The sequence below is a fragment of the Cytobacillus gottheilii genome, assembly GCF_001636345.1.
Taxonomy (GTDB): Bacteria; Bacillota; Bacilli; order Bacillales; family Cytobacillaceae; genus Cytobacillus; species Cytobacillus gottheilii.
In genome coordinates this window covers 4,398,946-4,421,235 of the sequence record NZ_KV440945.1, presented here as the reverse complement: position 1 = coordinate 4,421,235, position 22,290 = coordinate 4,398,946, and the positions used below count along the sequence as shown (strand labels likewise).

At 40.2% G+C, this 22,290-nt stretch carries 20 protein-coding genes and 1 other annotated feature; of the genes, 11 read left to right on the top strand and 9 right to left on the bottom strand.

Translation table 11 applies throughout. From position 1 onward, the window contains the following. Positions 1-6: 6 nt before the first annotated feature. Genes A6754_RS21420 through A6754_RS21405 form a run of 4 tightly spaced genes read left to right on the top strand, consistent with a single transcriptional unit; the run spans position 7 to position 3,818 of the window. Complete coding sequence (locus A6754_RS21420) at positions 7-1,128, top strand: dipeptide epimerase (protein WP_066450787.1); 1,122 nt, start codon at positions 7-9, stop codon at positions 1,126-1,128. Next, positions 1,100-2,029 carry a C40 family peptidase gene (locus A6754_RS21415; protein WP_066450785.1) on the top strand — a complete coding sequence of 310 codons (930 nt, stop codon included), beginning with the start codon at positions 1,100-1,102 and terminating at the stop codon, positions 2,027-2,029. The genes A6754_RS21420 and A6754_RS21415 overlap by 29 nt, the downstream gene beginning before the upstream one ends. Next, positions 2,029-3,039: an ABC transporter ATP-binding protein gene (locus tag A6754_RS21410; RefSeq protein WP_066450781.1), complete on the top strand. Its 1,011-nt coding sequence runs from the start codon at positions 2,029-2,031 to the stop codon at positions 3,037-3,039. The genes A6754_RS21415 and A6754_RS21410 overlap by 1 nt, the downstream gene beginning before the upstream one ends. Continuing rightward, complete coding sequence (locus A6754_RS21405; protein WP_066450777.1) at positions 3,036-3,818, top strand: serine hydrolase; 783 nt, start codon at positions 3,036-3,038, stop codon at positions 3,816-3,818. The genes A6754_RS21410 and A6754_RS21405 overlap by 4 nt, the downstream gene beginning before the upstream one ends. A gap of 130 nt (positions 3,819-3,948) precedes the next feature. On the opposite strand, the gene A6754_RS21400 is transcribed toward A6754_RS21405, so the two are convergent. After that, entirely contained in the window at positions 3,949-4,683 is a 735-nt protein-coding gene (locus A6754_RS21400; RefSeq protein ID WP_066450775.1) for a YqcI/YcgG family protein, read from the bottom strand. A 218-nt stretch (positions 4,684-4,901) separates the two neighbouring features. On the opposite strand from A6754_RS21400, the gene A6754_RS21395 reads away from it, so the two are divergent. Beyond that, positions 4,902-6,392, top strand: coding sequence for a GGDEF domain-containing protein (locus A6754_RS21395; protein WP_066450773.1), 1,491 nt, complete (start codon positions 4,902-4,904; stop codon positions 6,390-6,392). 479 nt (positions 6,393-6,871) lie between these two features. On the opposite strand, the gene A6754_RS21390 is transcribed toward A6754_RS21395, so the two are convergent. From A6754_RS21390 to A6754_RS21375, 4 genes are all read right to left on the bottom strand, one after another. Then, a complete protein-coding gene (locus A6754_RS21390) occupies positions 6,872-8,191 on the bottom strand; it encodes a TrkH family potassium uptake protein (RefSeq protein WP_066450771.1) in 1,320 nt (439 codons plus the stop codon). Positions 8,192-8,355: 164 nt separating this feature from the next. Further along, positions 8,356-8,982: a pyridoxamine 5'-phosphate oxidase family protein gene (locus tag A6754_RS21385; RefSeq protein WP_066450763.1), complete on the bottom strand. Its 627-nt coding sequence runs from the start codon at positions 8,980-8,982 to the stop codon at positions 8,356-8,358. Between the two features lie 109 nt (positions 8,983-9,091). Next, complete coding sequence (locus A6754_RS21380) at positions 9,092-9,529, bottom strand: Dps family protein (RefSeq protein ID WP_066450760.1); 438 nt, start codon at positions 9,527-9,529, stop codon at positions 9,092-9,094. Between the two features lie 128 nt (positions 9,530-9,657). Next, positions 9,658-10,254, bottom strand: coding sequence for a YqaA family protein (locus A6754_RS21375; protein ID WP_066450757.1), 597 nt, complete (start codon positions 10,252-10,254; stop codon positions 9,658-9,660). A 110-nt stretch (positions 10,255-10,364) separates the two neighbouring features. On the opposite strand from A6754_RS21375, the gene A6754_RS21370 reads away from it, so the two are divergent. Further along, a complete protein-coding gene (locus A6754_RS21370) occupies positions 10,365-11,228 on the top strand; it encodes a sulfite exporter TauE/SafE family protein (RefSeq protein ID WP_066450754.1) in 864 nt (287 codons plus the stop codon). A gap of 1 nt (position 11,229) precedes the next feature. On the opposite strand, the gene argS is transcribed toward A6754_RS21370, so the two are convergent. From argS to mgtE, 3 genes are all read right to left on the bottom strand, one after another. Then, positions 11,230-12,912 (bottom strand): arginine--tRNA ligase, encoded by a 1,683-nt coding sequence (gene argS / locus A6754_RS21365; protein ID WP_180320302.1) that lies wholly within the window; start codon positions 12,910-12,912, stop codon positions 11,230-11,232. 60 nt (positions 12,913-12,972) lie between these two features. After that, positions 12,973-13,188: a binding site (T-box leader), on the bottom strand. Positions 13,189-13,220: 32 nt separating this feature from the next. Further along, complete coding sequence (locus A6754_RS21360; protein WP_066451801.1) at positions 13,221-14,396, bottom strand: FtsW/RodA/SpoVE family cell cycle protein; 1,176 nt, start codon at positions 14,394-14,396, stop codon at positions 13,221-13,223. 1,086 nt (positions 14,397-15,482) lie between these two features. Continuing rightward, the gene (gene mgtE / locus A6754_RS21355) at positions 15,483-16,841 is read right to left on the bottom strand and encodes a magnesium transporter (RefSeq protein ID WP_139785681.1); all 1,359 of its coding nucleotides are present in this window, start codon (positions 16,839-16,841) and stop codon (positions 15,483-15,485) included. A 400-nt stretch (positions 16,842-17,241) separates the two neighbouring features. Here mgtE and A6754_RS21350 point away from each other — a divergent pair, with 400 nt between their 5' ends. The 5 genes from A6754_RS21350 (at position 17,242) to A6754_RS21330 (ending at position 21,827) form a co-directional block, all read left to right on the top strand. Further along, complete coding sequence (locus A6754_RS21350) at positions 17,242-18,021, top strand: hypothetical protein (protein WP_066450748.1); 780 nt, start codon at positions 17,242-17,244, stop codon at positions 18,019-18,021. 245 nt (positions 18,022-18,266) lie between these two features. Next, entirely contained in the window at positions 18,267-19,316 is a 1,050-nt protein-coding gene (locus A6754_RS21345) for a FecCD family ABC transporter permease (RefSeq protein WP_066450746.1), read from the top strand. A 2-nt stretch (positions 19,317-19,318) separates the two neighbouring features. Continuing rightward, a complete protein-coding gene (locus A6754_RS21340; protein WP_066450745.1) occupies positions 19,319-20,719 on the top strand; it encodes an ABC transporter ATP-binding protein in 1,401 nt (466 codons plus the stop codon). An 84-nt stretch (positions 20,720-20,803) separates the two neighbouring features. Then, positions 20,804-21,382 (top strand): cob(I)yrinic acid a,c-diamide adenosyltransferase, encoded by a 579-nt coding sequence (locus tag A6754_RS21335; RefSeq protein ID WP_066450742.1) that lies wholly within the window; start codon positions 20,804-20,806, stop codon positions 21,380-21,382. Positions 21,383-21,443: 61 nt separating this feature from the next. Then, complete coding sequence (locus A6754_RS21330; RefSeq protein ID WP_066450740.1) at positions 21,444-21,827, top strand: VOC family protein; 384 nt, start codon at positions 21,444-21,446, stop codon at positions 21,825-21,827. 131 nt (positions 21,828-21,958) lie between these two features. Here the strand turns inward: A6754_RS21330 and A6754_RS21325 are convergent. Beyond that, positions 21,959-22,290, bottom strand: a 332-nt coding sequence (locus tag A6754_RS21325; RefSeq protein WP_180320259.1) for a transposase, incomplete at its 5' end; no start/stop codon positions are given.

Genomic DNA, 22,290 nt, shown 5'->3' with positions numbered 1-22,290 from the left:
GAGAGAATGAAAATAGCAAATATAGAAACATACCGGCTAGCCGTACCGCTTATTAAGCCGTTTAAGACTGCTCTGAGAACTGTAGAAACAGCATATGCCGTTGTGGTGAAAATATCCTGTGATAACGGAGTCGTTGGATGGGGAGAGGCACCTCCAACCGTGGTCATCACTGGAGAAGGAATGGACAGTATTGAGGCTGCAATCCACCAAGTCTTAAAACCATTTTTAATTCAGCAAGATTTAAATCAGTACGAAACGATTTTTCAAGGAATTCATACACTGCTTGTTGGAAATACGAGCGCTAAGGCTGCTATTGATATGGCTTTATACGATTGTATCGCTCAGCAATGTAAACTACCTCTCTATCAATATCTCGGCGGACATAAAAACGAGATTGAAACCAACTATACGGTCAGTGTAAACGATCCAAAAGAGATGGGCGAGGACGCTATTTCATATGTACGGCAAGGCTTTCATGTGTTAAAGGTAAAAGTAGGAAAAGACTTAATCGAAACCGATATTGAAAGAATTCAGGAAATTCGCAGGAGAATCGGCAATCATATTAAAATTCGGCTTGACGCCAACCAAGGCTGGAAGGCGAAAGAAGCAGTAAGAGCTATTCAAAAGATGGAAGACTTGGATTTAAATATTGAACTGGTTGAACAGCCCGTAAAAGCATGGGATATTGAAGGGTTAAAGCAGGTCACTGATCATGTTGAAACACCGATCATGGCAGATGAAAGTGTATTCACACCCAAGCAGGCGTTTGAAGTAATCAAAACAAGAAGTGCGGATCTAATCAATATAAAATTAATGAAGTCAGGCGGCATTTATCAGGCACAAATGATTAACCAGCTCGCCGAAATTAATGGGATGGAATGTATGGTCGGCAGCATGATTGAAACACGCATTGGCATTTCAGCCGCAGCTCATTTTGCAGCTAGTAAGAAAAATATCACCCGTTTTGATTTTGACGCGCCGCTTATGCTGGCACAAGATGTTGTAGAGGGCGGCATTATTTATAATGGAAGAAAAATTACGCTTCCAGATTCATTTGGTCTTGGAATAAGCAATGTACAGAAGGAGGGAGATGCTGCAAATGTCAAACAAAGCAAAATGGCGAATTAATGTCCCAGTAGCAACCGTTTGGACAACTCCGCAATCAGCGCGGGATCTAGATCAACAAGCAATTAGCTCTCCAGCAGACATAACAGGATGGTTAAGTGGACTGTCTTATGAAAACAGTTTGGAGCTTTGCAGCAGTAACCTTGTACAATCACAGGTTTTATATGGAGGGGAAGTACTGATCGACAGGATTGAAGGAGATTGGGCATTTGTGTTCGTTCCCGATCAGCCTTCTTCAAAAGATGAAAGAGGATATCCAGGGTGGATACCCCTGGCACAAATAACGAAGGAGATCAATGATGCTGAATCTGACTCTGTTGCTGTGATTACGAATAAGCAGGCAGGTCTTTTTTCAGAGGGAAATGACTTGCTGCAGGAGCTCAGCTATATGACGATACTTCCTCTTATAAGTGAAGAGCAGGATCGAATTAAAGTTGGCATTCCTGGCAGCAGTGCTTACGTGCAAAAGCAGGATGTCAGCATTTATGAATCCGTTCAGCGGCGGCATTTTGGCAATGGAGCATCTATCGTTAAAGCGGGAGAGCAGTTCATCGGACTGCCTTATTTATGGGGTGGAATGAGCAGTTACGGCTATGACTGTTCAGGGTTTGCTTATGCAGCATGCCGGGCAAACGGCTATGACATCCCTCGTGATGCTTCTGATCAGGCACAGGCAGGAATAAATGTGGATCTGGATCAAATCCAGCCGGGGGATCTCCTGTTTTTTGCTTATGAAGAAGGGAAAGGAACGATCCATCATGTAGGGATATACTATGGAGATGGCCGATTGCTGCATTCCCCTAATACAGGAAAAACAATTGAAGTAATAGAACTGCAGAACACAATATATGAAAAAGAGCTTTGTGCAGCACGGCGCTACTGGCGAGAGACGGAGGAATCATAATGGCACATGACACTCTCTTGGAAGTAAAAAACTTAAAAAAGTATTTTCAGATGGAGAAAGGTGTAATGCTAAAGGCGGTTGATGACGTTTCTTTTGCGATAAAAAAAGGAGAAACATTTGGCATTGTCGGTGAATCTGGCTGTGGAAAATCCACGGCAGGACGCACAATCATTGGATTATACGATCAAACAGATGGAGAAGTGCTGTATGATGGAAAAAATGTACATGAAATGAATGACAAGGAACGATTTTCTTTTCATCGCAAAATGCAGATGATCTTTCAGGATCCTTATGCCTCCTTAAATCCGCGGTCTACCGTTCAAGAAATTATTTCTGAGCCAATGGAAGTGCAAGGCTTATATAAAGATAAAAAGGAAAGACAAGAGCGTATATACCAATTGTTAGAAGATGTTGGACTGAACCGGGATCACGCCAACCGCTATCCGCATGAGTTTAGCGGCGGACAGCGGCAGAGAATTGGAATTGCAAGGGCGTTATCCTTGGACCCTGAATTTATCATAGCTGATGAACCGATTTCGGCCTTGGATGTTTCCGTGCAGGCGCAGGTTGTGAATCTGCTAAAAGGGCTGCAGAAGAAGAAAGGCCTGACATACCTGTTTATTGCCCACGACTTATCAATGGTGAAACATATTAGCGATCGAATCGGTGTTATGTATTTGGGGCATCTAATTGAATTAACACAAAGTAAAAAATTGTATCATAAACCGCTCCATCCTTATACACAAGCTTTATTATCAGCCATCCCGATTCCTGATCCCGATGTGGAGGATACGCGAGAAAGAATCATCCTTGAAGGTGAACTGCCCAGCCCTATGAATCCGCCTTCGGGCTGTGTGTTTCGAACACGCTGTCCGCATGCGATGGAGGTGTGTGCGGCAGAAAAGCCGGAATGGCAGGAAATCGAAGATCAGCATTATGTGGCCTGTCATTTATATGATCCTACTAAAACAGGTGATCATGATTGGTCCCAGGTAGCGGCATCAAGATGAATTGGGATCAATTTAATAGAGACGTTCAAAGGCTTACTTCTGCCGCACATGGCAGAGTGAGCCTTTTTATAGAGTCAGATAAAGGTGTAATAGAAAAAGATCGTCATGCCGTTTATCCAGCAGCAAGCACGATAAAAATCCCTATTCTACTAGAGGCTCTTCGGCAGGCTGAGTCAGGGGAAATTGATCTGAAACAGTCTATATCGATTTCTCCTGCCCATATAACAGGCGGGGCAGGGATTCTGCAATCGCTATATCATCCAACTGAGATGAAGCTGGTTGATTTACTGTCTTTGATGATCGTTGTTTCCGACAATTCAGCCACAAACATTATCATTGATCTTTTAGGGCAGAATCAAATTAAACAGTGTATTAACATCATGAATTTACAAGAAACGAAATTGCAGAGAAAAATGATGGATTTTGAAGCAGGCAGGAGAGGCTTTGAGAATACCACATCCGCTTATGACCTGGGAATCTGTTTGAAGTTTCTTACAGAAGATGGATTGTTAAATGAAGAAAGCCGAGCATTGGGACTGGAAATTATGGGGAGGCAGCAATTCCGTAAGCTGGCTTATTCAGTAACGAGCAGCAAGATAGCTGTGTATGGAAAAACAGGAGAATTGCCTGGTGTTAGCCATGATTGTGTAATATTGAAAAAAGAACATCATTTGCTTTACGGCGTGGCATTAATAGATGGAATCACACAAGCAGAAGAAGCACTGATTTATTTCAGCCGCTTAGGACGGCTGATTGAACAATATATGTCTAACATTTGAAATTCTTTACTGAGAATGATGAAAAAGGAGATCAGGACACTTGCCGAAGCGGCATGAGCGTGAGAAAGACCAAATCATATTGATTTGGTCTTTTATTCTAAGCATTATCGCAGTCATCAAGATTGCGCTGCTATTGATCATTTTTATGATGAAAAGGACAATTTCCTGTAATCGGTTCGATGTCATCTCCTATAAAATACTGCTTCCATTCTCTATGATTTGGATCCCCATAGTGGCTGATGTCAGGATGCTTCGGAAGTCCATCCCATTTTTCTACACGTTCTCTTACCTTTTCGCGTGACATAATACCGCCCTTTGATGTTCCCTCAAGACCTTCAAAGATTCTGCGAGGCTGGAAACCGAGGACAAGGCTATTGCCAAGATCACGTGTCTTTCTTTGCTTATAGGCTGGTGCATTGCCAAATGCGAAGAAAGGCTCGCCAGCAAACGAAAATGCCCATAAGTGGTGGTCAGGATCTGTCGGGTAATCCGCTGGCCAAGGCTTTTGGTCTTGATCATGTAAGTATTGAAGAATATTCCAAAAGTATTGACGATAGTGTTCGATGCTCTTTTCTTCCATTTCAGGCTCCACAAATACGAATAAGCCATGGCGTGTTAGTTTAGGTGCATCAAATAGTTTAATAAATTCCTCAATTGCTTTAGGCAATGATGACCAGTCATCCTGAGAAATATAAGCATAGCGAAGTTCGCCTTTTTTTTCAGCGCTCATCCCGAAATAACAAGGGAATGTGCGATCCGTTACCGTATCTCGGAAAGTTTCATATTCCCGAATAACCCATTCAGGTAGCATTTGTTTATCTGTCATATCTTCTTTTGTCAGTAAAAACTTTTGCGCTGTTTTCATTGTGCACCTCCAGAATGAATACATATATATTTTATAAGCAAGTCCAATTCACACTCTTTTTTATACCCTCCGCTGCTATAAAACTAACGTGAAAAGCTCGATAATATATACTGCAGGAATCGGGTTTTTAAGTCTGACAGAATAAAAGTTTATATGTATGCAAATTGAAACATATGGTAAAATAATTTGAATGAAAATTAAAAGGGATATGATGTCAGTTGAATTTGCCATCTTTTAAAAGTGCTTATGATTCTTTGTCAATGCTTTCAGTATCTCAAGGTTTATTAACAAACTTAAATAATATTGCCTATAAAAGAATTAAGGCAATTTCATGGCTTGTTGTCATTACATATGCTGCACTCCTATATTTTGGATTTGTGATGATGGGAGATGTAGCCGATCAAACTTATCTATTTGTTTTGCGATCCTTTCATTTCTTAGTATTTGTCCTATCCGCTTTGTTTCTCCTATTTCATTATTACCGAAAAAAAAGAGCCATTATTTTATCACCAAAAACGTTAAATAACATTGTACATTTCTATGCTGCCTTCTATGCTGCAGTCGGATCCGTTTCTTCTATAAATAGTCAGAGGCTGACTGGAAATATAGATTCATATGTCATTATCATCCTTACAATAGGTGCATTTCTTCCGCTGAAATTTAGAAATATATCCATCATATTAATGGTCAATCATCTCTTGTTTTTAGCAGGATTATTTCTTTATGCAGAAAATCAGTATGAGTTTCTCACAAAAGCTTTTAACTCTACTGCTGCTTTAGTTTATGCTTTATTACTTGCCGGAGGAATATTTTTATATATTAAAAGAGATTATACGCATGTAGGGAAGCTGAAAGAAAATGAGCAAAACTTCAGGAAAATGTTTGAGGTTAACCCCTATCCGCTCATATTGACGAGTTTTGAGGGGAAACCGATCTTAACCAATAAAAAGGCTTCACTTTATTTTCAAAGCTTAATTGAAGATATTCATCTTCTTGGTACCCTCAGCATCTACAATGATCCTTCGGAAAGAGAGCATCTTATAAGAGAGGTAAAGGAGCGGGGAAGTGTTCAACGCACGCTTGAACTGAAGGGATCAGATGGAAGAACGGTGTGGGCACTTATTTTTTGTGAGAAAGTGATTTATGGAGATCAAGAGTGTATATTAACGGGAATTACTGATATTACTCATATGAAACAGCTGGAAAATGAATTGGTGCAAAATGCTTCTATTGATTCCTTAACTGGGCTGATGAACCGCAAATACGGACTAAATCACCTGCAGCTGGAAATAGATCGGGCTGATCATTCAAATAGCACAATGGTAATAGGCTTCATTGATATCAATAAGCTTAAAATGGTAAATGACCGCTATGGTCATTTAGAAGGAGACCGTTTAATCAAGTCTATTTGCCAAAGCATTCAGGAAGTCATGCATGAAGAAGATCTGTTTTTCAGATATGGCGGAGATGAATTTGTACTAGTGTTTTTAAACAAAGATTTATTTGGAGCGGAACGCATATGGAAGCAGGCTGAACAGAAATTTGCCGAATTAAATCATCGTGATCATCGGCCTTACAAGGTATCAGCCAGTATCGGCTACTTTCAGTATGAGCCCAATTCTCAACTGACTATTGAGCAGATGCTGAAGTATGCAGATGATGCAATGTATAAAAATAAAACTGCTAGTTATGAAAGCTTAAATAAGTAAAAGGCAGTGTGGTGAATGGTGGTTCCCATGCTGCCTTTTTTGTATTGTGTCCAGCTTTAACGAAGTCAAAAGCCGAGCTGTTTTGTGCTTGTTGGGTGGAACAATTTTATTTAATACTATGAGGAAGGCTGTAATCGTGTCATATTATAAAAGAAATTGGATAAGAGAATAATATCTAAGCCGTAATCACGCCGTCAAACACCAATAACTGTAAAACAGAGTCGCATTTATGCTATAATCACGCCACGAAACCCCAATAATTAGAAAAAATAGTCGTGTTTAAGCTTGAATCAGGCTACAAAACCCCAGTAACTGGAAAACGGAGTCGCATTTAAGCTGTAATCAGGCCGCGAAACACCAGTAAATGGAAAAAGGAGTCGCATTTAAACTGTAATCACGCCGTTAAACACCAATAACTGTAAAATAGAGTCGCATTTATGCTATAATCACGCCAAACGCAGGCTCCTTTTCTCTAGCAATCAGCCTGTCAGCACATCTTCCTGCGGATAGCGGATCTTCTGCTGGTCCGGTTTTGCCAGGGTGTATGCCAGTGTTAGCGGACCGATATTTCCTAAAAACATAATAAACATAATAATAAGTTTTCCGATTACCGATAATTCAGGTGTAACCCCCATTGAAAGTCCGACTGTGCCAAATGCTGAAATCACTTCAAAAGCAAGCGGCAGAAAATCTCTCTCTTCAAAAATGGTCAGTAAAAATATTGCCATACAAATAAAGAGGAGACTGGTAACAGCGATTGCCAGTGCTTTCATGATGGTCGTCTCCTGTAATCTTCTTCTAAAAATGACTGTATCCTTTTTGCCGCGAATAAATGTAATGGCAGCTAATAAAAGAATCAGGAAGGTGGTTAATTTAATACCTCCACCTGTAGAGGTGCTGCCTGCTCCAATAAACATCAGCATCATCATAAAGAAGGCGGTCGGATCTTCTATCGCGGAAATATCCACTGTATTAAATCCTGCTGTTCTTGGACTCACACCTTGAAAATAAGAAGCAGCAGCTTTTTCCCATAATGAAAGAGGAGCGAGTGTGCCTTCATTATTAAATTCAAGGAAAAAGATGACGAACATCGCCACAATATTTATCACAAAGGTGCCTGTAATCATCATTTTAGAATGAAGTGATAGTTGTCTAAATCGTTTAGCGTAAATGAGGTCTGCAATGACGGTGAAGCCGAGACCACCGAAAATAAATAGCATCGTAATAACAATATTCATGACCGGATCCCCAACAAAGCCCATTAAACCATCAGACCATAAAGCTAATCCTGCATTATTAAAGGCGGAAATCGAATGAAAAAGGCTGTAATAAAGCCCTTGGCCAAACCCATATTCCGGAACAAGGCGAATGCTGAGTAAGAGCGCAGCTGCAGCCTCGATAACGAAGGAATAAATCAGAACACTTCGGGCAAGCCTGATTACGCCTCCGAGTGAATTTTGATTTAACGCTTGCTGTATTAACAGTCTTTCTTTAAATTTGATTCTTTTGCCGATAAGGACATAAATTAAAACCGCATAGCACATAACCCCAATGCCGCCAATCTGCATGAGAAACATTAGAACAATTTCACCGAATAGAGTAAAGGTAGAGCCTGGGTCAACTGAAGCAAGCCCGGTAACAGTAATGGCAGACGTTGATAAAAAAGCGGCATCAATCCATGATACGCCATCCTCCGTTGCAATCGGCAGCTTCAATAGGACAGTGCCCGCCATTGCGCATAGAGCAAAGAGAGAAACAATCAGCTGGGCAGGATTTAATGTCCAGTATTTAGTGTTCATTGGATAACCCTTCTATCTCCCAATGGTTGTGGTTTATTGGGGTATTATTTGATTCTAAAAATACGCCCGTCACTAAATATTGTCAATATATATTTTAGGGGAACATCTCAACAAAAAAAGACACAAACCGAATCTAGTAAATATCGGTTTGTGTCTTAAGCTGTTTAATATAAGTTGTGCTTGTAGCTTAGGTTCAAGGAGGTTTGGATTTTTTCACTATCAAGGTCTTCCATGTTGATGTGAGCTGCAAGCATTTTAGCAGGCTGCGGCAGCTGCTCCTTTGTACTCCAGGATTCCGGCTCCCATAGTTGAGAGCGCTTAAAAGCTTTAGCGCAATGAATATAGCATTCTTCTACTTTGACAACAATTCCGAGCTGAGGAACTTTCTCATTAACAGCCATTTTTTCTAGAATTTCAGCATCTTGAATAATGGTAGCGGAACCATTAATTCGCAGTGTTTCTCCTAATCCAGGAATGACAAAAATGAGTCCGATATTTGGGTTTGAGAGGATATTGATGAGCGAGTCCATTTTTCGGTTACCAGGTCTTTCTGGAATAACCAAATGCTTCTCATCAAGCACATGCACAAAGCCTGGAGCATCTCCGCGAGGTGAACAGTCACAGCGTCCAGTTGAATCAGAAGTTGAGATAAACACAAATGGTGATTGATCCATAAAGTTTCTGCAATGTTCATCTAAAAAAGATATCGTTTTATTTAACACCGTGATTCCTGGTGTTCCTGCAATACTATGAAGCTCTTCTATTGACTTTACAACCTGATTAAACTTAATGGTATTCTCCCCCTAACATGTTCTTATTTAAATAGTAACATGCTCAAGGTGGAAATTGGGCAAAAAAGAAGTCAGTGATAATTATCACTGACTTCTTTAGCAATCTCTATTATTCTCCTAAGTAAGCGTTAAACATCCAGATATGTGTATCTAGTGTAGCCATTAAGCCTACTGCGAAGTCGTTTGTTAAATCATCGTTTTGATCTGCTGCAAGTGCAGCTAAGTCTTCCAGTTCTTTCTTTAATTGAGTGTAATCTGCTGCTAAGTTTGCAACCATCTCGCTTGCTGTAGCTGGAGCTGTGTCCTCCGTTAATGTGGAAGTGTTTAGATATTCCTGCATAGTCGAAACTGGTTTACCTCCGATTGCAAGTAAACGCTCAGCAGCTTCATCCACAACGTTAGCTGCTTCATTATATAATTCTTCAAATTTAGCATGCAGTGCAAAGAAGTTAGGGCCTTTTACATACCAGTGATAGCGATGCAATTTTGTGTATAGAACACTCCAGTTAGAGATTTGTACGTTAAGTGCTGAATATAATTTTTCCATTATAAAAGCCTCCTCATTGATCTTATAAATTGATTATAACAAATATAAAAATAAAATCAATATTAAATTATAATTATTTTAAATTAATATTTATAATAAATAAAAAAAGCGCTGACATCTTGATAATGTCAGCGCTTTGTTATGTTAATAGGTTTCGTTCTATTTTTTATCACCAGGTAAAGCAAATAAGCAGTAACAACGGCGCCTCCGCCAATCAATGTAATTTGTGTAAAGTGTTCCTGGATATAGGGTCCGGCTTTGGCACCAAGGTAGAGAATGATCACTGCCTCTAAAAAGAAACGTGCACCTCTGCCAATAATAGACCAGATAATCAATACGTTTAATTTAACATTTGAAATCCCAGCAAAAATGGTGAAGATTTTAAAAGGGAATGGTGTAAATGCAGAGATTAATATAGCCATTGCTCCGTATTTAGCAAAGTATTCTTCTACTTTGTTAATCTTGCTTTCTGAGATAATGAATTTCAAAACAGGCCTTCCAAGTCTTTTCCCTATTACCCAGCCAAATGCAGCGCCAAGCACGGAGGCTGCAGTGGTTAACAATGCATAAGCAAAAACTTTGTCCGGATTGGCGATCCCAAGAGGAATTAATAGAACGTCAGGTGGAATCGGGAAAAAAGAAGAATCTGCAAAGGAGATAAACAATAAACTAAAGACACCATACTCCATTAACCAAACTTCAATACTATGTATAAACGCAGACATATTCCAATGCTCCTTTCATGATCATCATATGCTTGTTCAATCGGGGTTAGACATGTCTTTTTGGCAGGTGTACAATGTTGGGAGTATGTTTCTAAGCAGAGGGTGATATCGTGGAATACTTTTTCTTTTTTTTATTAGGTGTTTTAGTAAGTGTCATGTCGGGCTTTTTTGGGATCGGCGGGGGGTTTATTTTAACACCATTTTTAATGCTGATTGGTTATGAACCAGTTGTAGCGATAACGACGAGCTTGTTATTTACGATAGGAAGCTCTCTTTCGGGGATCGTTGCCCATTTAAGGATGAAAAATATTTATTGGAAGGAAGGTTTGCTGCTGGGAATTAGCGGCATGGCGGCAACACAGATTGCTAAGCCATTCGTTCTGTTCCTTGAGGAACGCGGCTATGATGAATGGGTCATCCCGATGCTGTATATTGTCATGCTTTCCTATTTCTCCGTACAAATGCTGAAAAAAGAGAAAGCAGTTCAAAAGGGGATGCAGAAACGTTCACCTGGAATTGGAAAAGTATTAATCATTGGTTTTGGAGCAGGTTTAGTTTCTACAACCCTCGGTGTAGGGGGAGGCTTTATTATTGTTCCATTAAGCGTTGCTTTCCTAGGATTTCCGTCTAAAAAAGCGGTGGGCACCAGTTTATTTGCTGTCTTATTCATTGTTTCATCCGGTTTTGTCTCGTATTCCTTTGATGTTCAGATTGACTTGCTCGTAGGTTTAATCTTAGTAGCAGGCGGTCTAATCGGCTCACAATTTGGAGCCCGTTTAACCAATTTCTTTGCAAACGGGGAAATTACCCGCCTATTAGGAGTATTGTATGTATCTACTGTTATTAGTGTCATCATGAAGCTAGTAAACTTCAATACAGCAGGTTTGGCGATTACCGCACTTTTCTTGCTGAGCTTTTTTGTGATTGCCTTTGTGAGAGTGCGCAGCAAGAAAAAAACAGCAGGAGAGCAGTAAGTTACATTTTTTCTGGAGCTTCCATCCCGAGGATTTTCATACCGTTGGAAAGAGTTATGGTAACGGCTTTAACAAGGGCAAGTCTGGATGGAAGCAAATCATCATTTTCCAGAATGTGAACTTTACTGTAGTATTTGTTAAAGTTTTTGCTGATTTCTAAAAGATGTTTTGCCAGAATAGCAGGGGAGTGCAATTCATAGGCCTGCAGAATTTTGGCAGGATACATGTTGATGCTTTTTAGTACTTCCCAGCTGGCAGAATCAGAAAGACCAATCACAGAAGCTGGTTCTGCGGATGATTTGCGCAGAATGGAGAATGCCCGAGCGTTCGTGTATTGTAAGTAAGGACCTGTTTCGCCTTCAAAGGTCAGCATATCTTTTAGAGAAAACTCGATAGAATTCATCCGGTCATTTTTAAGATCATGAAAAAGAATGGCGCCAACTCCGACCGCTTTAGCAATTTCTTTTTTGTTCTCCAGGTCAGGATTTTTGTTATCTATGTTTATTTCAGCCAGTTTAATTGCCTCAAGAACGACCTCTTCAAGAAGAATGACTTTTCCTTTTCTCGTCGACATTTTTTGTCCGTCTTTTAAATATAAACCAAATGGGATATGAAAAAGATCATTTGCCCAGTGGCAGCCCAGCTTTTTTATGACTTGTTTAACTTGCTTAAAATGAACCGACTGTTCCTGGCCAACAATATATAAAGCATGATCAAATTGATATTGAGTTTTGCGATACAAGGCTGCTGCAATATCTCTTGTTGCATACAATGTGGCACCGTCCGATTTTTTTATTAAGCAGGGAGGGAGCCCATCGTCTAAATAAACAACCTCGGCACCTTCAGAGTCCGATAGTAATCCCTTGTCTCTTAGCGCTGAAACCGCGTTCTCCATTTTATCGTTATAAAAGGCTTCCCCCTGATAAAAATCAAAGGAGATATTTAATAGTTTGTAAATACGCTGAAACTCTGTCAGTGATTCATCTCTAAACCATGTCCAGAGTTTTTCTGCTTCTTGATCTCCATCTTCTAATTTCTTAAAAGAACGTCTTGCTTCTGCCGTAAGTTCTGTATCATTTTTTTCTTCTTCATGAAAGCGGACATATAATTTAAAAAGCTCTTGAATGGGCTGCTTTTCGATTTCTGAAGGAACTCCCCATTTTTGGTAAGCAGTAATGAGTTTTCCAAACTGTGTTCCCCAATCCCCGATATAGTTGATTCGTACAGTTGGATATCCGCATGCTTCTGCAAGGTTGGCCAGGGCATTGCCGATGACCGTAGAACGTAAATGTCCCATTGAAAATGGCTTGGCAATATTGGGAGAAGAGTAATCCAGTAAGGCGGTTTTGTTTTGCCCGGATTGATTGGTGCCGTATAAGATGTTCTGTTTGAGAACATCTTCTAAAATATGTGAAGATGCTGCTTCTTTGGAAAAAAAGACATTCAGATATGGCCCAACTGCATTAGCCTGATGGATTAGAGAACCTTGAAGCTCCAAAGCAGCTTTTTGTGCAATTTCAGCGGGGTTTTTTCGCAATGCTTTAGCTAGTTGAAAACATGGAAAGGCTAAGTCTCCATGCAGCGGGTTTTTTGGCGTTTCAATAAGTGCTTCAATTTGGTCCAGTGACATATGATCATGAAAATGAACGTTTAATGCAGAACTAAATATTTTTTTGAAATCAATCATACGAGCTGCCTCCTTAAGATTAAATGTTTTTTTAAAAACAAAAAACCCGTCTCTAAAAATAGAGACGAGTTTGAAAGACCCGCGGTACCACTCTGATTGTCCAATAGGACCCCTTGAATATACATGTCTTAACGGTCATCACCGCCAGAGCCTACTGATTTTTCAGCGCTGGACTCAGAAGTGCGTTTCGAATAAAGGCTGCCAACAGGCTTACACCATCCCTGTCTCGCTTTTGTAAACACATTATCCTACTCTCTTCGTCATTGATTTTAATATTAATACCGTATTATACGTGATTGTAAAATTTAGTCAACATAATTTTTCCCAGAGGAGAACATGTAATTTTTCTGGTGAAATTTCATTCCAAAGACAAGTCCCATTGCCATCATATTCCCCATAATCGAACTTCCTCCGTAACTGATAAAAGGAAGTGGAATCCCCGTAATTGGCAGTACTTGGATGGTCATGCCGATATTTTGGAAGACATGAAAGGTGATCATGCCAATAATGCCGACACAAATATACGTATTAAAAGGATCGGCAGCTTCTAGTGCTGTCTTCGTTAAATGATAGATCAGCAAAAAGAACAATCCAATGACGATACTGGCGCCGATAAAACCATATTCTTCCCCAATGACACTAAAAATAAAATCGGTATGAACATCGGGGATATACACTTGCCGATCATAAAAGCCTTTTCCGGATAGAAGACCAGAGCCGATTGCATGCAGGGAATTATATAACTGCAAGCCATCTCCCTGACGGTGGCCAACGGGATCTAACCAGGCATAGATGCGATACATCTGATACGTATCAACGTATTTCTCAAGGTATTGTGGCGCCTGGATCACAAGATATAAAATACCGGCAACAGCTGCGCTTCCAAGAGTGATAATCGGAAGAATCAGCTTCCACGTAATTCCGGAAACGAGAATAATCCCAGTCATGATCGCCAAAATAACAAGCGCTGTCCCTAAATCCTCGACCACAATTAATGCAAATGGAATAAAGGTCAAACCGCCGATTTTTAAAAGGAGCAATAAATCCGTTTGAAACGTTTTGGCCACAAACTTTTTATGATGGCCCACGGTTACTTTAGCTAATGCAATAATTAAAAAGATCTTAAAGAATTCAGAAGGCTGGACAGAACCCAAGAATTTTATTTGGTACCATAGTGTTGCTCCTTTTCTCTCCTCAGCAAGCCATTCTGGAGCAACGAACAAACCAGCCTGCAGAATGAACCCAAACCCAAACAAATACCAGGCAAGCTTCTTTACCTGTTCTGTATCAAAGTACATCACAATGGCTAAGATGACGGTCCCGGCAACATAATTTTTAACTTGGGCGAGAGCGAAATTGACATTATATTGAGAAGTTGATTGCCCGCTGTATATAGCAACACAACTAATGATAAAAAATAAAAACAGCAGCAAGCTTAAATTCCAATCAAAACGTTCTGCAATCCTGTTTTGCCGATTCATTAATAACACCCAGTTCCCTTTTATCATCTCTATATCTCTATGATTATCTCGGTGCCAGCAGTCCAAATTAAACATTATTTTCCTTTAGACTAACAAAGCAGAGATCGTCATTCAATACAATCTTTGCAGCATTGAAAATAATAATCTATCAGTATAGACGAAAATGGGGTTAGGATAGTTTCCTTTTTAAATAGAAATGACAAAATGGTTTAAAACAGGTATAGGGAGAAGGGGGAATTCCCGAAAGAGATGGCGGGTGAGGATTTGGGGAAATAGAACGGCAAAGTAATTTCCGAAAGAGAAGGCGAGTGTCAGTTTGAGGAAATAGAACGGCAGAGTAACTCCCGAAAGAGAAGGCGAGTGCCGGTTTGGGGAAATAGAACGGCAAAGTAATTCCCGAAAGAGAGGGCGAGTGTCGGTTTGAGGAAATAGAACGGCAAAGTAATTCCCGAAAGAGAGGGCGAGTGCCGGTTTGGGGAAATAGAACGGCAAAGTAATTCCCGAAAGAGAAGGCGAGAGTCAGTTCGGGGAAATAGAACGGCAAAGTAATTCCCGAAAGGGAAGGCGAGTGCCGATTTGGGGAAATAGAACGGCAGAGTAATTCCCGAAAGAGAGGGCGAGTGCCGGTTTGGGGAAATAGAACGGCAGAGTAATTCCCGAAAGAGAAGGCGAGAGTCATTTTGAGGAAATAGAACGGCAGAGTAATTCCCGAAAGAGAGGGCGGGTGAGGATTTGGGGAAATAGAACGGCAAAGTAATTCCCGAAAGGGAAGGCGGGTGCCGGTTTAGGGAAATAGAACGTCAAAGTAATTCCCGAAAGAGAAGGCGAGTGTCATTTTGAGGAAATAGAACGGCAGAGTAATTCCCGAAAGAGAAGGCGAGTGCCGGTTTGGGGAAATAGAACCACTGAGTCATTCCGATCGCGATAGTGCTCCCTATTAAGGGAAGTTGAGTCACCGAATAACACCAAAAACAGTTAAAGTGTCAAAGCAAACCATGCTATTCGAGGTTTAGGCCGGCAGAGATAGGGGATTGTTCAAATATAGTAAAAAACCCCTTGATATCAAGGATATCAAAGGGATATGTTTTACGTTAAATAGCTAATAAACATGGTGGCAATGCCAAAATACGTTATTAGTGAAAAGATGTCATTTAATGTGGTGATCAGCGGGCCAGATGCGATCGCTGGGTCGATGTTAAGACGGTAAAGGATCAGCGGAATAACGGCGCCGGCTAATGTTCCAATAATGAGAGTTAAGAATAAAGAAACACCGACAACAAGGCCTAATACCGCATTTCCTTGCCAAAAATAAGCAATAAGAGAAATTAAAATACCGCAGGTTAATCCAATTAAAAGTCCTACAAAAAATTCACGAAGGATAAGCTTTGTGACAACTTTTTTATTAATATCATTTGAAATAAGTCCGCGAACAACAACTGCAAGTGATTGTGTGCCAGTGTTCCCTGTCATGCCTGAAATCATCGGCATAAAGAAGGTTAATGCGACTACCTGCTCAAGTGTTTGTTCATAACCGCTAATAATTCCTCCTGAGAGAATGCCGATGAACAGAAGCAGGATCAGCCATGGCAGACGCCGATAGGCAGCAACAAATGCTTTTGTATCAAAGTCAATGGATTTACCAGAAGCGGAAAGCTTTTCAATGTCTTCATTTGCTTCCTGGATGACAACGTCGATTAAGTCATCGACTGTTGCTATTCCCATTAATACATTTTCTTCATTTACAACTGGAATGGCAAGGAAGTCGTATCTCTCAACCATTCGTGCAACCTCTTCCTGGTCGGTTGTGACGGTAGCGGCAATCACACGTTCATACATGACATCGCTGATTTTTTCATGCGGTTCAGCAATCAGTAAATCACGGTAAGACACAACACCAACAAGCTTGCGGTGCTGATCTATTACATAGAGGTAGTTAATCGTTTCAGCATATTCAGCAAAAATTTTCAGCTTTTCGACTGCCTCTTTAACACTATAGTAATCGCGGATCCAAACAAAACGGTTTGTCATGATCCGGCCGGCAGTTTCTGGAGGATAATTCATGATATCTTGTACAATTTGAGACTCGCTTTTTTTCATGCCGGAAAGAAGCGAAGCGATTTTTTCAGGTGATAACTCGTCTAGCAGCAATGCGAGATCATCGTTATCCATCTCATCAAGTACTTTACCTGTCCGTTCTTTCCCTATCTTATTCAGTACCTCCAGCTGCTTTTCCTTGTTCAGTTCTTCCAGCAAATCAGCTAGCCTATCCACGGATAAGAACAATAGGAAACGAGGCTGATGCTTTTCGGGAAGGTTTTCGTAGAGCTGCGCTATATCATACGGCTGCAGTTCATCTAGAATTACGTCGAAATCCTTCTTTTTGTTTTCTTTTAACGTTTTAATAATATAAAGTGTGATTTGATTTTCGGTCATGTTTTGGATCAAAATCGTCACGCCCCTTTCTGCAAGAAATTATTAGAGTATAACATATCTTCGCCTGCTTTTATTCTGTTTACATTATAAGAAATAAAAGAGTTGTATGGAATGCCGGCAACCGCTTACCTAAAAAAGAATTTTAAATCAGAATTGTAATATTTTTTTAATAAGCAATTTTAGTACCTTTTTGCTAAAATGAAGGTAATTGTAATTAGGTATTTCCAAATTTAAACAAGTTTCTTATGTGTATTGTATGCTAATAAATAGAAGTAGTGCGATCATATGTATGTGACCTGTTTTAAATATACCCATTAAGAAGGCTGCTGAAGCTTGGTGTTTGAAATCTATCATTTTGCCACTATGAATACAAAGCGGTATTCGTATTTTTATTTACCCGGGGGTTACATGTATGAAGAAGAAAAATCAGGATATTCGGGATCTCGTTTATATTTTGTTAAATGAACAAGAGCAATATGTGATGACATATGGGATTGAATTTGCCGAATTCGCGCAGTCATTATCCGATTCCTTTAATCATCTCCTGCTTTTAAAACATAACTTTGATCATGGTGAATTCCACGTGCATACTATGCTGGATTTTGTCACGAAAGAAAAGCTTTCAAAATTAGTAAATGATGATGTGTATTCATATGGTGATTTTTGCTGGATTGATTTTGAAGAGGTAGAAGCCTTAAATGAACTGCCGGGACAAGTGTTAGCAGAGCTATTGTACCTTGGACATACAAAGGATCACCTGCGGCAGCCGTTTTATAATATTTTAAGCAATCGTTTCGTTTATTTGGCGCATGATGATGGCTGGCTAAACAAAACATATTACCGTGATATGCAAAATTTTTATAATATGCTTGGCGACTGTCTGCCAGGAAAACTAGAACAAATAAAAGTTGAGAAAACCTTGCTTGGATTTAAGCGGAAGAAAAATTATCCGCTCATCCCGCGCGAGATCTTAAAAGATTTAAGACCATTCATGAAAGAAGGCATTGTCTTATCTTTTAAAGATATGGCTCAAAATCGAACTCGAATTGAAGTGCCGATTTGGGTAATCGGTGATTTTGTTAATATGGACAATATGATGGATGAATATGAAGAAGCTTCAAAAAAGAGAAAATGTGAAGCGAAACTCGTTATTGACAAGAAGACGCGAGAATGGCGAATCTATAGCAGTTAAGCGGGTGCACAAGTCTAAAGGCTCACTTGACTTGTCATATTGAGGAAATAATGAGATGCTATGGATATTATTCATTTATGAAATGTGACGGCATTAGAGCGTTGCTTTATTCTCTATAATGCTTAAGCGTCATTGCGGCAAGCAGTTTATGGAGAACCATATCTGTACACTGACATCTCCGGAATAGCTGCGGAGGTGTTTTTTTAATTCCTAACAAGCTTTCAAAAAGGCAGAGAGAGGTCAACATGCTATCCATTCGAAAGTTTTTAAGACATAAGGGGCTGGCCTATTTACTGGCTGCATCGTTTTTGATTGTTTCCATTCTGCTCGGTGTTTCCATTGGCAGTGTTTCAGTGCCAATCCTGCAAATTGTGAAGATCATCGGAGCAGAGATCTTTCATTATAAGCCAGATGGTACAGATCCCTTATTTGAAAATATCGTCATGAATATCCGCCTGCCTCGCGTGGTGCTGGCTGGGCTGGTAGGTGCCTCACTTGCCATAGCAGGAGCGGCATTTCAAGGTTTATTAAGAAACCCATTGGCAGACCCTTATACATTAGGGGTATCCTCTGGTGCTTCTGTTGGTGCTGTGATGACTTTATTCTTTGGTATAACAATTCCTGCAGCAGGGCTTTTTACATTGCCGTTATTAAGCATTGTGTTTGCTTTTATCACTATCTTATTTGTGCTTATGTTTGCCCGGCAAATCGACCGTGCAATGAGGGTAGAGACCATTATCTTAACCGGCATTATTTTCAGCTCATTTTTAGGGGCTGTGATTTCGCTGATGATTGCGTTAACAGGTGACGAGCTTCGCCAAATCATCGGCTGGCTGCTTGGCAGCGTTTCTATGAGGGGCTGGGATTATGTATTGATTCTGCTGCCTTTTTTGATCATTGGCGCAGCTATCTTATTAAGTAGCAGCCATGAGCTCAATGCGATGTCATTTGGAGAAGAGCGTGCTTTTCATATCGGAGTAAATGTCCAGAGAAAGAAGATGCTTATTTTAATCGGCGGATCAATTTTAACGGGTGGTGCTGTAGCGGTTTCAGGAACTATCGGTTTTGTAGGTCTGGTAATTCCGCATTTGACTAGGCTCATTTGGGGACCTGACCATCGTCATTTGCTCCTTTTATCCATGCTGACAGGCAGCGGCTTTTTAATTCTTGCAGATTTGCTTGCTCGAACGATTATTTCTCCAGCAGAACTGCCGATTGGTGTCATTACAGCATTGATTGGTGCCCCTGTTTTTGCGGTTATTTTAATGAAAAGACGATCTGAAAGAAGAGGATAGATGTGATCAGAGTTCAAAACGTTACAGGCGGGTATGATAATCAGTTCTTAATACAGAATATTTGCTTTGAAGTTAACAAGGGTGAACTGCTTGGCGTCATTGGACCGAATGGAAGCGGAAAAACGACTCTTTTGAAAATGTTAAGCGGAGTACATAAAGTCGCAGCTGGAGATATTTTTATAAAAGGGAGAAGCCTTGAATCTTTTAGACCTAAAGAGCTGGCCAAAGTAATTGCTGTGTTATCTCAGCACTCTGAAGATCACTTTTCCTATTCAGTTAAAGAGACAGTTTCCCTCGGTCGCTACGCTCATCAAAAGGGCTGGTTTCAAGCTTTAAGCGATAAGGATGAACAGATTGTGGCTGAGGCGATGGAGCTGACAGGCATAAGCCGTTATGCGGATGAGCAATTGCAGCATCTTTCGGGGGGAGAGCGTCAGCGTGTGTTTCTGGCACAGGCATTAGCGCAGGAGCCTGAAATTTTACTGCTCGATGAACCAACGAATCACCTGGATCTGTCCTTCCAAAAAGATTTATTGGATCTGCTTCAAGCTTTAACGAAAAAACAAGGCTTAACAGTCATTTCGATATTCCACGATCTTAATTTAGCTGGCCTATATTGCAATCGATTATTGCTGATGGATGCTGGCAAGCTGCTGAAGGATGATGTGCCATATGGAGTGTTGAGAGAAGAGGTCATTTCCTCCGTTTATGAGACAGAAATTAAAAAACAGCCACATCCGTATGTCCCTGCACCGCAGCTGGTTCTGTTGTCGGAAGGAATGCAAGGTGAAAGCAGTTCAGGAAAGATAGGGGCAGAGCAATTAACGATTGAAAAAAGCCAGTTTTCATTACAATCGTCTTTCTATCTTAAAACCATATCTTCTGGTGTATCGGGCTCTGGAATGGGCTGGCATCGCTCATTTGTTAATTGGCAAACAAATGAATCCCCTATAAAATGTTCCGCTGAAATGGATGATTATTTAAAAGCCAAGGGCTTTAAAGCGGGAGAAACGGTCGGTATGATTTCAGCTGGTAAACCGGAGGATGTTAGCTATGCATTATTCGAAGGGGAAGGTTTTTCGGTCTTTACAGTGGTGATAGCAGAGGTGTCTATTGAGCATGGTATAAATACATGGATTTTTATAAACGGAATGTTTTCAGACGAAGTTTATATTCAAAGTATTATAACGGCAACAGAAGCGAAGGTAAAAGCGCTTGAGCAATTCCAAGAACTAAATATGAAGAACGAGTGTATTTTAATTGCAGGCACTCAGCAGGGAGAGACACTAACTTCAGCAGCGAGGATCTCTCCTTTAGGCAAGCTAATCAGCCAAGGAATTTATGAGTGTACCACAAATGCTATGATGAAAAGTTTAAAGAGGATAAATGGCGGTTTCTGTTGAAGAACAGTCTAGTAAGATGAATATACTAGATGAATGAAGAAGAATGGTTAAAATGAAAATAACGAATATAAAGGGGTTTTAGGTATGCTTTTATATACGAAAACGGGTGACAAAGGAAAAACTAGTGTTATTGGCGGCAGAGTGGAAAAAGATGATATACGTGTTGAGGCATATGGTACAGTTGATGAAGTAAACTGTTTTGTTGGACAAGCAATGACACAGCTGGACGATTCTCTTTTTCGCGATGTTCTAGATGATCTTGAGAAAATTCAGCATGAGTTGTTTGATTGTGGCGGAGATTTGGCTAATGTAACAGAAAATAAAGAGTCTAAGCTTGATGCTGCAGCAGTTGAATATCTTGAGGGCCGGATTGATCAGTTTATCGAAGAAGCGCCAACACTTGAAAAATTTATATTGCCTGGCGGCTCGCCTGCTTCCGCAACCATACATATCGCCCGCACAGTTACAAGAAGAGCCGAGCGTCTTGTCGTCACGCTGGCAAAAGCAGATCCGGAAATTTCTCCGGCAGCATTACCTTATTTAAATCGATTATCTGATTATTTCTTTGCTCTTGCTCGTGTAGTAAACTTTCGGCTGAACGTTAAAGATGTAGAGTATGCCCGCAGTGCAAATGTATTTAAGGGTAAAAAAAGAAATAATTGATCAATAAAGCGATTCCAAAAAAAGTTTTCTTCATTAAAAAGTGATTAAAGGAGCGGTCAAAATGAATTTAAAACTTGGGTATGTTATTTTATATAGCTTAGATCTAAGTAAAACAAAACATTTTTATCAAGAACTGCTTGGTTTAACATTAAGAAATGAAATTGGGACTTATATAGAGTTTGAAACAGGAAATACGATTTTAGCCTTTAACACCCGTGAAGATGGCCGTGCCATCACAAAACTTCCGATTCCTGATGAGCTGAGAAAAGAGCAAACGTTTGAACTTGGATTTGTGACAGAAGATGTAGAAATGATGGTTGAAAAATTAAGAGCAGCAGGTGTACCGATCCTCTTAGAACCAGTTGAAAAGCCGTGGGGGCAAAAAGTTGCTTACGCGGAAGACCCAGATGGTCACTATATTGAAATATGTACGCCAGTAGGCTAGGGAATCCTTTAAAAGGATTCTCAGATTGTAGACAAAAGGGGTTCGGAATGGTCTCATTCCGAACCCCTTTTGAAGTTTTTTTCTATTTTTATTCCTTTAGAGGACAGAATGCAGCTATCCTATCCTAAGATTTATACTGTTTTTGGGTCCTGCCACGTCCAGTTGGCTATTTTCTTTAAATTCATGGACGCGAAAGTAAGCATCGCTTGCATCGACAATTTTTTAAGTCCCCTTAACGTTGTCCAACGCATTCCATGCTTTTCTTTTGCATCAGCGAAAACACGTTCAATCGTTTCCTTTCGCTTTGCGTATATTGGTTTTACATCTTTGTGATGGCGAAGATGTTCCACTTCCTCCACATATTCCTGCCAAATATGCCGGGTCACCACTTTTTGGTGATTCTTACTCTGTGTACATTGGTGCAATAATGAACAAGTGCCACAAGTCTGTTTCGATGATTTGT

What these genes read in the sequence shown, in the direction of transcription:
- A6754_RS21390 (WP_066450771.1), bottom strand. Translation starts at nt 8,191, where the DNA reads ATGAACACTAAATACTGGACATTAAATCCTGCCCAGCTGATTGTTTCT.
- A6754_RS21415 (WP_066450785.1), top strand. Translation starts at nt 1,100, where the DNA reads ATGTCAAACAAAGCAAAATGGCGAATTAATGTCCCAGTAGCAACCGTT.
- A6754_RS21345 (WP_066450746.1), top strand. Translation starts at nt 18,267, where the DNA reads ATGCTATCCATTCGAAAGTTTTTAAGACATAAGGGGCTGGCCTATTTA.
- A6754_RS21375 (WP_066450757.1), bottom strand. Translation starts at nt 10,254, where the DNA reads ATGTCTGCGTTTATACATAGTATTGAAGTTTGGTTAATGGAGTATGGT.
- A6754_RS21350 (WP_066450748.1), top strand. Translation starts at nt 17,242, where the DNA reads ATGAAGAAGAAAAATCAGGATATTCGGGATCTCGTTTATATTTTGTTA.
- A6754_RS21410 (WP_066450781.1), top strand. Translation starts at nt 2,029, where the DNA reads ATGGCACATGACACTCTCTTGGAAGTAAAAAACTTAAAAAAGTATTTT.
- A6754_RS21380 (WP_066450760.1), bottom strand. Translation starts at nt 9,529, where the DNA reads ATGGAAAAATTATATTCAGCACTTAACGTACAAATCTCTAACTGGAGT.
- A6754_RS21330 (WP_066450740.1), top strand. Translation starts at nt 21,444, where the DNA reads ATGAATTTAAAACTTGGGTATGTTATTTTATATAGCTTAGATCTAAGT.
- A6754_RS21335 (WP_066450742.1), top strand. Translation starts at nt 20,804, where the DNA reads ATGCTTTTATATACGAAAACGGGTGACAAAGGAAAAACTAGTGTTATT.
- A6754_RS21360 (WP_066451801.1), bottom strand. Translation starts at nt 14,396, where the DNA reads ATGAATCGGCAAAACAGGATTGCAGAACGTTTTGATTGGAATTTAAGC.
- A6754_RS21400 (WP_066450775.1), bottom strand. Translation starts at nt 4,683, where the DNA reads ATGAAAACAGCGCAAAAGTTTTTACTGACAAAAGAAGATATGACAGAT.
- A6754_RS21420 (WP_066450787.1), top strand. Translation starts at nt 7, where the DNA reads ATGAAAATAGCAAATATAGAAACATACCGGCTAGCCGTACCGCTTATT.
- A6754_RS21405 (WP_066450777.1), top strand. Translation starts at nt 3,036, where the DNA reads ATGAATTGGGATCAATTTAATAGAGACGTTCAAAGGCTTACTTCTGCC.